General features: G+C 62.4%; 10 protein-coding genes. 7 read left to right on the plus strand and 3 right to left on the minus strand.

Features of this window, described 5'->3' with window-relative positions:
* Positions 1-337 precede the first annotated feature (337 nt).
* The 3 genes from KHO49_RS30770 to KHO49_RS30780 form a co-directional block, all read right to left on the minus strand.
* A complete protein-coding gene (locus KHO49_RS30770; protein ID WP_115582037.1) occupies positions 338-2,050 on the minus strand; it encodes a UvrD-helicase domain-containing protein in 1,713 nt (570 codons plus the stop codon).
* Positions 2,047-3,918 carry an ATP-dependent nuclease gene (locus KHO49_RS31395; protein ID WP_115582038.1) on the minus strand — a complete coding sequence of 624 codons (1,872 nt, stop codon included), beginning with the start codon at positions 3,916-3,918 and terminating at the stop codon, positions 2,047-2,049. The genes KHO49_RS30770 and KHO49_RS31395 overlap by 4 nt, the downstream gene beginning before the upstream one ends.
* A gap of 237 nt (positions 3,919-4,155) precedes the next feature.
* Positions 4,156-4,419, minus strand: a complete 264-nt coding sequence (locus KHO49_RS30780) for a short-chain dehydrogenase (RefSeq protein ID WP_213666474.1) — start codon at positions 4,417-4,419, stop codon at positions 4,156-4,158.
* A 976-nt stretch (positions 4,420-5,395) separates the two neighbouring features.
* Here KHO49_RS30780 and KHO49_RS30785 point away from each other — a divergent pair.
* Genes KHO49_RS30785 through KHO49_RS30815 form a run of 7 tightly spaced genes read left to right on the plus strand, consistent with a single transcriptional unit; the run spans position 5,396 to position 13,095 of the window.
* Complete coding sequence (locus KHO49_RS30785; RefSeq protein WP_019093945.1) at positions 5,396-5,998, plus strand: transposase; 603 nt, start codon at positions 5,396-5,398, stop codon at positions 5,996-5,998.
* A gap of 32 nt (positions 5,999-6,030) precedes the next feature.
* A complete protein-coding gene (locus KHO49_RS30790; RefSeq protein ID WP_249735897.1) occupies positions 6,031-7,704 on the plus strand; it encodes a ShlB/FhaC/HecB family hemolysin secretion/activation protein in 1,674 nt (557 codons plus the stop codon).
* Between the two features lie 19 nt (positions 7,705-7,723).
* Positions 7,724-9,541: a DUF2341 domain-containing protein gene (locus KHO49_RS30795; protein ID WP_213666475.1), complete on the plus strand. Its 1,818-nt coding sequence runs from the start codon at positions 7,724-7,726 to the stop codon at positions 9,539-9,541.
* Between the two features lie 11 nt (positions 9,542-9,552).
* On the plus strand, positions 9,553-9,978 hold the full coding sequence (locus tag KHO49_RS30800; RefSeq protein WP_011061113.1) for an ExbD/TolR family protein: 426 nt from the start codon (positions 9,553-9,555) through the stop codon (positions 9,976-9,978).
* 3 nt (positions 9,979-9,981) lie between these two features.
* On the plus strand, positions 9,982-10,698 hold the full coding sequence (locus KHO49_RS30805) for an energy transducer TonB family protein (protein WP_102879159.1): 717 nt from the start codon (positions 9,982-9,984) through the stop codon (positions 10,696-10,698).
* 40 nt (positions 10,699-10,738) lie between these two features.
* Complete coding sequence (locus tag KHO49_RS30810; protein WP_102863407.1) at positions 10,739-12,430, plus strand: putative porin; 1,692 nt, start codon at positions 10,739-10,741, stop codon at positions 12,428-12,430.
* Positions 12,431-12,447: 17 nt separating this feature from the next.
* Positions 12,448-13,095 (plus strand): DNA repair protein, encoded by a 648-nt coding sequence (locus KHO49_RS30815; protein WP_213666476.1) that lies wholly within the window; start codon positions 12,448-12,450, stop codon positions 13,093-13,095.
* Positions 13,096-13,101 lie beyond the last annotated feature (6 nt).

A 13,101-nucleotide genomic window follows, 5' to 3' on the forward strand; every position in this document is an offset into this window, starting at 1 on the left:
TTGGGGCTCGAAGAGATCGGCAACCCTGTACCAGGTCTCATCCGAGAACTCGTAACGCTTTGCAATTGCAGAATTCCTTCTTGTAGAGGAGTAGGGGCTTTACAAAAACTGAGCTAACGAGGGTGCATGATTGGGGTTCCGGGTTTTCGTACAGAGTCTCCCAAAGCGGCCCTTCACGAGGGGCAGGAACCGGCCAAAAGCGGACTTAACGTGAACCATTCTGTGCTAGCAATTTTGAGACTGAGAAGCTCTTTACCTCTTCAGATAGGCGCGCCTACGACCGCTTTCAGCTGCGGCCGGATCAGCAGGGAGAGGTGTAAGCAGGGGACGTCTTGATTCACAGGAAAGGGCAGGTATCGCGCTTCGGAGTCAGAATGGTGGTTCGACGTATCGCCCGAGTCACTCCCACCCGTAGCACTAAAAGATCCTGAGCGCAGATTTTTGGATCCTGCGGGGCTTTGGCAATGCGCTGGAATAGGCCGTCGTAGATGATGACCTCGTCGAACTCCTTCCCTTTGGACTTATGTATCGTCATTAGGTGGATGCCGCGCCAGTCCTTTTGAGCTGCAGCGAAATGCTCCTGCATCAAGGCACTGCGGACTGCTTCCTCAGCCCCCTTGTACTCTCCCTGGGCACGCCACAGCGCACCCAAGTTAGCCCGCAGTACCGAGCCACGATGAAGAAGTCGAAGGTAGCGAGCATCTGTTGCTACTTGCTTCAAGGCTACCGCAGCGGACGATTGCAACAGGCCGCGCAGCTGCAACCAGTCCTCCGCAGGGTCGCCCGTTAATTGCAGTTGCTGCCGCAACTCTGCGATACGCTGAACTTCGCTGACAATCAGCTGGCGTTTGGCACCGCGGATCTTTCCCGATGAGAGGAATCCGCTAAGAGCACCTGCCAGGTCCAGCTCGGACTGGGGGGTAGGCTTGCCTCCGCGGCGTCCACGAATGTGCGAGTGAAGTGCACCAAGCATGCGGCTCGCCACATCGCCAGCCGTCCCCCCCTCCAGTAACGTGGCGATAACGCCAGCGGCGAGAGCCGGCGGTTCAGCATCCATTGCAACGTCGTGATGTAGCTCTGGCAGACCATCAGCTGCAGAAGAAAGGTAATCAGAAAGCTCGAGCATCAGCCGCTTGGATGGCACCAGGATCGCGATCGATTTGTCCGGTATTGCCTTGAGGCGATCCAACGCCGAGAGCACTGCGGCCTTGGCATTGAAGTGCAGGCTCTTTCCATACATGAAGCCGTAACGCGTGATTTTTACCTGCTGATAGACCTTGCCCTTGTTTGCGCCAGTGAGCAGGTCATTCCCATAGGTCGTGATATCGGTACCGCTGCTGCGGTGGTTTTCACCTGCGAAATCGAAGTGGACGGCGCCGAAGATCTCCAGAAAGTCGCCAACCCGCCTAGGATCAGCGCCTCGAAACTCATAGATCCGCTGTTCAGGGTCGGCCAGAGCAATGAGGCGACTACGCTTTCCAAGCTGCTGGATCAGCGCCCATTCATCACAGTTTGTGTCCTGAAACTCGTCGAGGATGATAATGGGATAGGCGTCGGAGAAGATGGCGCTTAGCCGGTCACTACGGCTCAGCAGTTCGCTGACCAAGCTTGCGAACAAGTCGAAATGCAGGCGGCCCTCGTGCTCGAATAGGCGTCGCTTCTCATTTTCGTGCTGGGCCTTATCGATATCTGCCAAATGCGCTGCTGCCTCGGGTGGTGGCAGAAGCTGCAAGCTCGGCCTGCCATTCAACAGATATGCGTGGCTTCGGAGAATGCTCCAAGCAAAACCGTGGTACGTGCTGACCTCAAGTTGCTTCAGGTCCTCGCGAGAAATCAGCTCAGAAGCCTTTTCGATGATGCGCGCTACGGTAGGCCTGGCGAAGCTCAAGAAGAGGATCTTCTGGCCTGGCTTGAGTACCCCTGAGCGAATCTCATCACGAGCTTTGACCAGCGCGACGTGTGTTTTGCCTGCACCAGGACCACCTAGCGCCAAGGTGTGCCCAGCGCACGCCAGGAAGCCGCGCTTCTGATCGCTCCACACTTCCGTCATGCCAGAGGCTGGGGCGGGGACGGTTGGAACTTCCCATAGGCTGCTGCCAATGGCGGTGGCTTGGCTGCAGCCTCTGGGAGAGGGGGCACGCCGGCTAGCTGGGGAGGTAATGGAGGCGGCTGAGGTGGCTCAATGACGTTCTTGATGGCTGCCAGCGTGGTTCTCACGTATTCGGGCATGTCATTGGCGGTTGGACAGGAGGCGAGCAAGTCGCCGGCGTCGCCACCGCCTTTGGCCCAGCCAAAATAGTGCGACAGAGCTACCTGCAGATTGGCCAGCGGTGTTGCGGGTGTTGGTGTGTATGCCGCGAGATGCTGCGGCCAATCACCGCCAACAACCACAACAGCAGCATAGCTGCGGAGTGCCACCTCAGACGCGCCATACAAGACAAGGTTTTCAAAGCCCTTAGTCGCAGACTCATAGGCATGATCGACCGAGGCAGTGATGGTTGCGAGCGCCTCCGGCGTTTGCTTGTCAAATACGGCGAACACGACCTTGCCGAGTGAGCGGAAGAATGCACCCAGTGGCGCGACATTGGTCTCGCCGCGGGCGTCGACGATAGCCACACCTAGGTTTTCGAGCGATTTGAATCGCGTGGGATCCAGCTCGGCGAGCCGGCGGGCAGCGGCAGGCAATGCGTCGAACTCCGTACGGCCCTCAAGTACAAGTACGTAGCGTGCCAGCAGGGCTTCGCAGAACCGTGCTTTGAATTCTGTGCGATAGGCCTTGGGCTTGACTGCTGGCGGATATGTAGCAGGCACCCCGGTCATAACACCGGCCGTGCGCTTGAGAACCACTACCTGGGCAGGCTCGAACTCCTCCAGCACGTAGGGTGAGTGGGAGGTGAAGATGGCCTGTGCCGACTTCTGGCGCAGCGAATTGATGATTCGTTTCTGGGTGTGCGGCGGAAGCGCGATCTCTGGCTCTTCCATCGCGAAGATCACGCTTTGCTTGAGTTCGGCGATGATCGAAAGCAGAGCCAATACCAGCGTGTTAATCGTGCCAGTGCCTTGGTGCTGATATGGGGCGGAATAGACTGAGCCGTCCGGCCTTTTCGCTCCAGTACCCATGAAGACAGTCAGGGTTCGACGGAGCATGTCGCGAGTGAGGTCCGAAACCCGCATGTGGGGTTGCTCTGCCCAGTCGGATGGTACGTAGTGCCGTACTGCATCTTGGACTGCGACAAGCAACTCGCCGATGTCCTCGGTCTCTCCAACTGGCAGTGCCCTCAGCTGGTCGAGCAAATCCTCCCACATAGTCAGTCGTGTTTCCTTCAGCCGAAGGATCACGTCCAACAAAGAGCCCCGTTCCAGGCTGAGTGCGCGAGCTCCGGTCCGCAGCGTGCGCAGATAAAGAAAACCGCATTTTCGTTTGTCGGGCGCAGAGAACCGGGGGTAGGAGCCATCCGGCATTTCGGGAGTGGCGTAATAGGTATCCCCAGCGAAGTCGTCCTCATCTACGTCATACCAACCGTTGAAGAAGACGCGTATTGCCGCTCCGACATGGGGCGCATCTGTTCCCTCCGGGGGTGCCCCTACAAGCAATGACTTGGTCTGTGTATCCCACCACTCGATATGGTCCCGGAAATGCCGCAGTTGCTCATCAGAGAGTCCCGCGACAATAACCTCGACCTGGATCGGGACGACCTCGTTCTTGGCCGGGTCTACGTACGTACCGGCATAGAAATCGTGCTCATCAATTACAGGGCGACGACTCAGGCGCTCCGGGCCAAGTACCAAGTCCACCGCTTCCAGCAATGTGGACTTGCCGGCGTTATTGTCACCGATAAAAGCAGTGTGTCCATTGAGGTGGACCTCACCGTAGGCGATGCCTCTGAAGTTCCGGACGCGAACACGCACAAGATGCACTTCGACCCTCCTTGTCTAGCGGAAACCAATCTACTGATTCTAGTGCGTCATGGTAGGTGCGATTCGACTGTATCGCTACTTGAGGGCTCCTTCGGGCCGAGTCGCGTACCGCGCGCCCGCAGCCAAGGGCCGCTATTGGCCGATTGCAGCCACTTTTAAAAGACTTTTCCCCCCTAAAAAGTCCAAGACCCCATTTGAAACGCTCCGCGCTACCAAGCAGCGCGGAGCGCCCAGGCGTCAGGCTTGAAGCCGCCAGCCCATCACTCCCAACAGGTCGCAGCTGTCACGCAGCAGAATCGCCGCTGCGTTGGAGATATGTTGCAGGTCGGTGTCGTCAGCACTCTTGAACTCTGCGCGGGAGAGGCTTTCCAGCAGTTGAGTGACCGCTAGTAAACGTGCGGTGCCGTTGGCATGCAGCACGTCCAATGGTGCGGTCTTGTCGATAAAGAGGCAGGGGATCAGGCAGTCGATGCCGGTGATGGGAATAAATCGTTGGTTCATGAGGATCACTCCGCTGTTGGTTAAGGGAGCCGCTCAGATCGTCGCCAAACGAAAGGGTGGCAGCTGTACGCAGGTTGGCGAACCGGATTAACCAACAGAAAACCGGCAGACCCTGAAGGTCTCCCGCGCACAGCCACCATAGAAAGGCAGCCGTGACCATAAATGTTCGACGGCTAGCGCTGCAAGCGTGACTGCCTGTTGGTTGATTTCCAGGTCGCCAAACCCGGTCGCCATTGGGGCGAGTGGGGACTATGGGCGTTGGGTCTTGGGGGGACAAGTCAGACGCGTCTGCAAGTTTTGTAGGATTGAGGAGGGGGACTTGGCGGCCTGCGAGCCGGCCAGTTTTTCTGGGTTGTTGGGGGTACATATCCATTCCTGCGGGTGCGGCCGCTGGCGGTTTCGCTCTTACAGCGAGTCACTTTTACCAAACGCCGTAAAAGTAACCAAAAGGGCTTGCCCCTCCATGGGCCCCTCGCTAGGGCTCGGGGTGCCCTCTCTCCGGCATTGCTCCGGGGGCCGCCGCCAACCGGCCATCCATGGCCGGGTGGCGGCTAGCTCGGCATCCTTGCCGAGCTGCCCCCTGCTCAACGCCTGCGTTCGGCCGGCTGGGAAGGGGCTTGAAGATCAAGATCAAAAGCCAAAGCCAAAGCCACGGCTAACGGCGCGCCCGTCCGGGCGGCGCATTTTTAAGCCTTCTTCAGCTCAACAATTCCTTCCCGTAGGAGCCGGCTTGCCGGCGAAGAGGGCGGTCTGGTCGTGCGCGGAATAAAGACAGGTCAGCGTTGTCCGACCGGCTGTCTTCGCCGGCAAGCCGGCTCCTACAACGTTCGCGCGCTTCCCTCGTGAATGAAGCTTTTATGACAAAAGTTCGGTAGCACATGGCCACGCACGTCTTGGGTATGTAACGCGCTTGAGGGGGCCGCCAGGCCACTTTTTTAAGCCGAGGCGGGACGCCGGGAGTGAGGCTATGGGGACTATGGAACGCTACTCGAAAGTGGGCATGCAGGAGCTGGATCAACGGCTGTCGAAGATCGTCGAGGCGGCGCGCAAGAAGCCGGTGTCGGTCTATCGCTACGGCGCGCCGTGGGTCTGGATCGTGTCCCAGGATGATTGGCAGGGCGCCTTGAAGGAGGTGGCCAGCTATATCCCGCCGGGGCATTCGCTGGTGCTGCTGCGTCCGCAGATCGATGAGTTGCTGGATCAGCACCGCGATTTGCTCCAGGGCCTCAATGCCGAGCCCGGCATGCTGATCGCGCCGCGTACGGTGATGCACATTCTGTTGCTGCAGTTGCTGTATTCGGTGCCCAGCGAGCAGCAGCTGTATGAACAGCTCAGTTACAACCTGTTGTTCCGTTGGTTCGTCGGTCTGGATCTGAACCAGAAGGTCTGGAGCTTCAGTGTCCTGAGTCGCGACATCGCCACGCTGTTGAACAACCCGCGGGCGGTGCAGTTGATTCAGAAAATCATTGGTGAAGTGTTTTGCGGCGCTCTGCTGCAAATGCCCGAGTTCTCGCTGAATTTTGCGCTGTTGCACACCTGGCTGGCGCGCCACGAAAACACCTCGATCAGCAGCAATTGAAGCGGCCAAACGCTGTGCAGACGGCGACGGCAATGCGCGTACGCGCGCCAATTTTCAGTTTTTTAGGGGGCGGTGTGGAGCATCTGGGCAAATCAGGGCGACCCGGCAGTGGCGGGCGCTGGTGGCCGTTGTGCGGCTGGTTGACGTTGCTGGCGCTGGCGCCAGCGGTGCAGGCCGAGGAGGGCGAGCCGGTTGCGGTCGAAGCCACGGCGGCGCGTTTGGTGGACGTCAATGAATACTTCGTGCGCGGCAATACCGTGCTCGATGCCCGGGCCATCGAGGAGGCGGTGTACCCGTTCCTCGGCCCGCAAAAAGCCCTGGCCGATATCGAAGGCGCCCGGGATGCGCTGCAGAAGGTCTATCAGGAGCGCGGCTACCAGTCGGTGTTCGTCGAGCTGCCGGAGCAGAAGGTCGAGGACGGCATCGTTTATCTGCAGGTCAGTGAAACCAAGGTCGGTCGGGTGCGGGTGGTGGGGGCCAAGCATTACTCGCCGGTGGAGATCCGCGATCAGGTGCCGGCGCTGCAGGAAGGTCAGGTGCCGGATTTTGCCACGGTGCAAAGCCAGCTGGCCGGGCTCAATCGTGGCGCCGGGCGCCAGGTCATGCCGTTGGTGCGCGAAGGCCAGCGCCCGGGGACCATGGACGTGGACCTGCAAGTGGAAGACCAGAACCCCTGGCACGCCAGCGTCGGCCTGAACAACGACTACAGCGCCGACACCGAGAAGCTGCGCACGGTGGTCAATGTCGGCTACGACAACCTTTGGCAACTGGGCCACAGCATTTCCCTGACCTATTTCACCGCGCCCCAGGACACCGACAACGCCAAGGTCTGGTCCGGCTCCTACAGCGCGCCTTTGAGCGAGCGCTGGGCCTTGCAGTTCTCCGGTTACCAGTCCGACAGCAACATCGCCACCATCGGCGGCAGCAACGTGCTGGGCAAGGGCCATTCCTACGGGGTGTCGGCGATCTACACCTTGCCCGCGGCCGGCAACTGGGCCAACTCGCTGTCGGTGGGCGTGGACTTCAAGGACTTCGAGGAAGAGATGCGCTTTGGCCGCAGCAGCGACCAGATTCCGTTGAAGTACGCCCCGGTGACCTTTGGCTACAACGGCTACCGCTACAGCGAAAAATCCCAGCTCGGCCTGGGCCTGAACCTGATCGTCGGCACTCGGCGCTTCTTCGGCTACGGCAGCGACGCCGAGGAGTTCCACTACAAGCGCGACGAGGCCAGCGCCAGTTTCTCGGTGCTCAAGGGCGACCTGAATTTCACCTACACCTTTGCCAACGACTGGCAGTCGGCGTCCAAGACCGCCTTCCAGCTGGCCTCGGGGCCCCTGGTGTCCAACGAGCAGTATTCCGCTGGCGGCGCCACTTCGGTGCGCGGCTATCTGGCCGCCGAGCGCACCGGGGATGAGGGCTATCTGTTCTCCCAGGAGCTGCGCACGCCGTCCCTGGCCAAGTTCCTCGGCAGCTACGTGCAGGAGTGGCGCTTCTATGCCTTTGCCGAAGGCGCGCACCTGTCCCTGCACGACCCGCTGCCCGAGCAGGAGGACCAATACAGCCTGGCCAGCGTTGGCCTCGGCACCCGCGCCAGTTTGAGCAAGTGGCTGTCCGGCAGCCTCGACTGGGGCTACCCGCTCAAGGACGGCCCCAACACCCAGAAATACGACCCGCGCCTGCACTTCAGTGTGCAAGCGACGTTCTGACTTTACGGAGACCCTTCACATGCAACGCTTATTCCTGAGCCTGTTGATCTGCCTGGGCTTCGTGCTCCCGGCCACGGCCCATGCCTGGTGGCAGGACGACTGGCATTACCGCAAGCAGATCAGCGTGGACACCACCCCGCAAGGCGCCGCCATCAACGAGGCCCTGGGCCGCACCGCGCTGCTGGTACGCCTGCACACCGGCAACTTCACCTTCGACGGGGTCAAGGAAGACGGCGCCGACCTGCGCTTTGTCGCCGCCGATGACAAGACTCTGCTCAACCACCAGATCGAAAGCTTCGACCCGCTGATGGGCATGGCGCTGATCTGGGTCGATGTGCCCAAGGTCGAAGGCGGCCAGCGCCAGGACATCTGGATGTACTACGGCAACCAGAAGGCCCCGAGCACCGCCAATGGCCAGCTGACCTTCGACCCCAGCTACACCGCGATCTACCACTTCGACGGCAGCAACGGCACTCCGGCCAAAGACACCACGGCCTACGGCAACACCGCGCAGAACGCCACCGGCGCGGCGATTGACGGGGTCATCGGCCGGGCCTTGCAGTTCAGCGGCCAGCCGCTGTTGCTGCCGGCCAGCCCGTCGCTGCAGCACAACGCCGGCGGCGCCTTCACCTTCAGCGCCTGGGTGCGCCTGGATCAGGCCAGCGGCGAACAACTGCTGCTGGCCCGTCGCGAAGGCGCCGGCAGCTTGCTGATCGGCATCAACCAGGGCCTGCCCTTCGTCGAAGTGGACGGCCAGCGCGCCGCCTCCACTCAGCCGCTGAACCCGGGGCAGTGGCAGCACCTGGCCCTGAGCGGCGAGGGCAGCCGACTCGCGCTGTACGTCAACGGCCGCGAAACCGCGAGCCTGGTCCAGGCTATTCCCACCTTCAATTCGCCGTTGGCCATCGGTGCCGACCTGCCGCCGGCTGCCGGGGCCGAGGCCAGCCACTTCCTGCCATTCACCGGGGCCCTGGACGAGCTGCGCCTGTCCAAGGTGGCGCGTCCGGCGGCACTGATCCTGGCTGATGCCAGCGCCCAGGGCGCCGAGTCGAAGCTGGTGGTCTACGGCGTCGATGAAGAACAGTCGGGTTTTGGTTTCGGCAGCCTGGGCTTCCTGCTCAAGGCGGTGCCGGTGGATGCCTGGGTGATCATCCTGGTGCTGGTGGGGATGATGATCCAGTCCTGGGTGATCATGCTGCGCAAGAACCGCATGGTCGGCCGGGTCAGCGCCGCCAATGCGCTGTTTCGCGAGCAGTTCGCCAAGGTCGGCACGCGCCTGGAGATGTTCGCCGACGATCAGGTCCTGGCCAGTCGCCTGGAGCACTCCTCGCTGTGGCGCCTGTACCTGGTGGCGGTGAAAGAGATCCGCACCCGCCGCGAGCAGGGCGCCGATACCTCCTCGGTGTCGGCGGCCACCATCGAGGCCATCCGCTGCTCCATGGACGGGGTGCGTACCCGGGAAAACCAGCAGTTGAGTTCCAAGCTCTCGACCCTGTCCAACGCCATTGCCGGCGGCCCCTACATCGGCCTGTTGGGCACGGTGCTGGGGATCATGGTGGTGTTCCTCGGCACCGCCATGGCCGGTGACGTCAACATCAACGCCATCGCCCCGGGCATGGCCGCGGCCCTGCTGGCCACCGCCATGGGCCTGTTCGTCGCGATTCCGGCGCTGTTTGGCTACAACCGCCTGATCACCCGCAACAAGGAAGTCGGCGCCGACATGCGGGTGTTCGTCGACGAGTTCATCACCCGGCTGGCGGAGCTGCATGGCAAGAGCCAGCACAGCGAGAACGCCCACTGGCGGGTCAGTCACAGCAACGCGTCGGTTCCGGCCTGAGGAGAACTGCCATGGCTTCCGTGAACGCCTCCCATGACGACGAAGACGATGCCGCCGTCGACAGCATCAACATCACGCCCCTGGTGGACGTGCTGATGGTGGTGTTGGTGATGTTCATCCTCACCGCCACCGCCCAGGTCTCGGGCATCCAGATCCACCTGCCCAAGGCCAGCGCCTCGGTGTCGCTGTCCGAGGCCAAGACCAAGGCCATTTCGGTGAACGACGGCGGCCAGGTGTTCCTCGATGCCTACCCGGTGACCCTGGGCGAGCTGGAAGAGCGCCTGCGCATCGAGAAGGCGCAGAACCCGGACTTCCCGATCATCGTCCGTGGCGATGCCACGGTGCAGTACCAGAAGGTCATCGAAGTCCTCGACCTGCTGCGCCGCCTGGAGTTGTCCCAGGTCGGCCTGGTCACCGGCAAACCGAGCCAGGGCTGAGCCATGACCGCACAACAACCCATCGAACTGCCTCCGGTGCAGAACAAACCGCGAGCCGTGCAGCTGCTGAAGTGGGGCGCTGGATTGCTGCTGGGGGCCGTGGCCGCCTGGTTTTTGTGGCAGTGGGCCAATGACATGGCCGGGGTGCGCCGGGAGGCGCCCAAAGTGCCAACCATCATCCCGCTGCCGCCGCCTCCGGAAACGCCGCCACCGCCGCCGGAAAAACCCAAGGAGCCGGAGCCGGTGGAAGAAAAGATCCCGGAACCCGAACCCACGCCCACCCCTGAGGAGGTCAAGCCGGAGGAGGAGGCACCGCCATCGCCGGCGGACGATCTGGCCAACCCGATGCAGATCGACGGCGATGCCCAGTCCGGTAACGACGGCTTCAACGTCGGCGCCGGCAAGGGCGGCGGCATGGCCGGCGCCGGTGGCGGCGGGCTGGGCACCGGCACCTACAAGCAGTACCTGGCGGCGACCTTCCAGCGCGCGCTGCGCGAGGACCCGGAGCTGCGCAAGAAGGCCTATGCGCTGCAGGTGGACCTGTGGCTCGGCGCCGACGGGCAAGTGACCCGCGCCGAACTGGCCGGCTCCAGCGGCAATCCCGAGACCGACCAGCAGGTGCTGGCGGCACTGCGGGCCACGCCGCGCCTGAAAGAGCGCATGCCGGCCTCCCTGACTTTGCCGGTGCGCCTGTCCCTCAAGGGCCGGCGTCCGGAATGAGCGAACCCCTATTTGCAGTTTCTACAGGAGTTGTGTGCAGATGATTTCCACCGTGAATCGATTGACCCTGGCGCTCGGCATGGTCGCCCTGACCCTGGCCGGACAGGCCGCGGCTGCCGCCGCGCCTTCGGAGAACGCCACGATCAACCTGATCCGTCTGTTGGTGCAGCAGGGGGTATTGAAGCAGGAGCAGGCCGACGGGCTGATTGCCCAGGCCGAGAAAGAGGCCCAGCAGGCCCGCGCCGCCACCGCTGTGGCCGCTACCGGCCCCGCTGCGGCGCCCGGTGATGTGCGGGTGCAATACGTACCGGCCATCGTCCGCGAGCAGATCCGTGATCAGGTCAAGGCCGAGGTCATGGCCACCGCCAAGCAGGAAAACTGGGCCCAGCCCAACACCTTCCCGGACTGGGTCTCGCGCATCAGCTTTGACGGTGACATCCGCCTGCGCCAGGAGTCGCGGTTCTTTGCCGACAACAACAGCAACGAGCTCGTCGACTACGCCAAACTCAACGACAACGGCCCCTACGACGTCAACAAGGACACCAACAGCAAGCTGCCGCCGCTGCTCAACAGCCGCGAGGACCGCGACAACCTGTTCCGCCTGCGGGCGCGCCTGGGGATGAAGGCGGTGATCTCGCCGGAATGGACCGCCGGCATCCGCATCGGCACCGGCTCGGACAACAACCCGGTGTCCACCACCCAGACCCTGGGCGGCGGCTTCGGCAAGAAGGACATCTGGCTCGACCAGGGCTACCTGACCTGGAAGGCCACCCAGGACCTGACCCTGACCGGCGGGCGGATCGCCAACCCGTTCTATTCCACCGACATGCTGTATTCCAACGACCTGAACTTCGACGGTGTGGCGGCGATCTTCAACCACAAGCTGGGCAGCGACTGGGGCCTGTTCGGCACCCTGGGCGCCTTCCCGGTGGAGTACACCAACGACACCGCCACCAGCAACGGCTTCGACAAGAACGAGAGCGACACCAAGTGGCTGTTCGGCGGGCAGATCGGCGCCAACTGGAAGATCAACCGCAGCAACAGCCTCAAGGGCGCCTTGGCCTACTACCGCTTCGACGACATCGAAGGCCAGCGCTCCAGCCCTTGTGCGCCTTGGGCCGGGGCCCCGGGCTGCGACACCGACGGCTCGCGCGTGGCCTTCATGCAGAAGGGCAACAGCGTGTTCCTGCTGCGCGACATTACCCCCAACCCGGCCACCCCGGGCCTGACCCCGCAGCCGCAGTTCGTCGGCCTGGCCTCCAAGTTCGACGTGCTCGACCTGAACCTGGCCTGGGACACCGAGCTGCCGGACGACCTGCGCCTGCGCAGCCAGACCAACTTCATCCGCAACCTGGCCTACGACAAGGGCGAGATGCTCAAGCGCAGCGAGGGCGAGATCGTCAACAACATCAACCGCAACGGCCAGTTCGAAAGTGGCGGCAACGCGCTGCTGGTGCAGTTCACCCTGGGCAACGCCCTGGAGATGAAGAAGTCCGGCGATTGGAACCTGCTGGCCGGTTACAAGTACATCCAGCCCGATGCCTTGCCCGACGGTTTCAACGATTCCTCGTTCCATCTGGGGGGCACCAACGCCAAGGGCTATTTCGTCGGCGGCAATTACGGCATCGACAAGAACATCTACGCCACGGCCCGCTACATGAGCGCCTCGGAAGTCTACGGGCCGCGTTATGAAGTCGATGTCATGCAGCTTGAACTCAACACGCGCTTCTAAGCATCAGGAGGAAGGTTATGAACAGCCGAGCGAGGGCAGGGGCGGTCAGCCTGTTAGTGGCCTGGGGCGTGCTGGCCAGCGCCAGCGCTAGCGCCGAAGGCATGGAGGAGCGCCTGCGCACCCAGTTGCGCAGCACCACCCAGCAGTTGCAGGCCCTGCAAAGCGAGCAGGCCCAGGCCGCGGCGGCGCGGATCGCCGCCGAGAACGCGGCCAAGCAAGCCCAGGCCGAGGTCAAGCAACTGAGTGCCGAGCTGGCCAAGACCCGCGGCGTGGCCGAGCAACTGGCCGGCCAGCAGCAGAACCTGCAAAGCCAGGCCCAAGCCCAGGCGGCGGCCAGCAGCGAGCAGTTGGGCAAGTTCAAGAAAGCCTACGAGGACTTGCTGGTGCTGGCCCGGGGCAAGGAGGCGGAGCGGGCGAAATTGCAGGCGCAATTGAGCGAACGTGACACACAAGTGCAGCAATGCGCGGTCAAGAATCAACAGATGTACGACGTCGCCAAACAGATTCTGGCGGCCTACGAAAAGATCGACGTGGCTGAGCTGGTGAAAATCCGCCAGCCCTTCGCCGGCAGCGCCCGGGTCAAGTTCGAGGAACTGGCCCAGGGCTTTGGCGACGAGCTTTACCAGACCCAGTTCGACGCCCCGCAGGCGGCGAGCGCCCACTGATCACCA

Source organism: Pseudomonas sp. RC4D1, assembly GCF_018390395.1.
GTDB classification, from domain to species: Bacteria; Pseudomonadota; Gammaproteobacteria; order Pseudomonadales; family Pseudomonadaceae; genus Aquipseudomonas; species Aquipseudomonas danubii.

Bases quoted from the DNA above. Each gene is read 5' to 3' on its own strand.
- KHO49_RS30795 (WP_213666475.1), top strand. From the start codon at position 7,724: ATGCAACGCTTATTCCTGAGCCTGTTGATCTGCCTGGGCTTCGTGCTC.
- KHO49_RS30805 (WP_102879159.1), top strand. From the start codon at position 9,982: ATGACCGCACAACAACCCATCGAACTGCCTCCGGTGCAGAACAAACCG.
- KHO49_RS30800 (WP_011061113.1), top strand. From the start codon at position 9,553: ATGGCTTCCGTGAACGCCTCCCATGACGACGAAGACGATGCCGCCGTC.
- KHO49_RS30785 (WP_019093945.1), top strand. From the start codon at position 5,396: ATGGAACGCTACTCGAAAGTGGGCATGCAGGAGCTGGATCAACGGCTG.
- KHO49_RS30780 (WP_213666474.1), bottom strand. From the start codon at position 4,419: ATGAACCAACGATTTATTCCCATCACCGGCATCGACTGCCTGATCCCC.
- KHO49_RS30810 (WP_102863407.1), top strand. From the start codon at position 10,739: ATGATTTCCACCGTGAATCGATTGACCCTGGCGCTCGGCATGGTCGCC.
- KHO49_RS30770 (WP_115582037.1), bottom strand. From the start codon at position 2,050: ATGACGGAAGTGTGGAGCGATCAGAAGCGCGGCTTCCTGGCGTGCGCT.
- KHO49_RS30815 (WP_213666476.1), top strand. From the start codon at position 12,448: ATGAACAGCCGAGCGAGGGCAGGGGCGGTCAGCCTGTTAGTGGCCTGG.
- KHO49_RS30790 (WP_249735897.1), top strand. From the start codon at position 6,031: ATGCGCGTACGCGCGCCAATTTTCAGTTTTTTAGGGGGCGGTGTGGAG.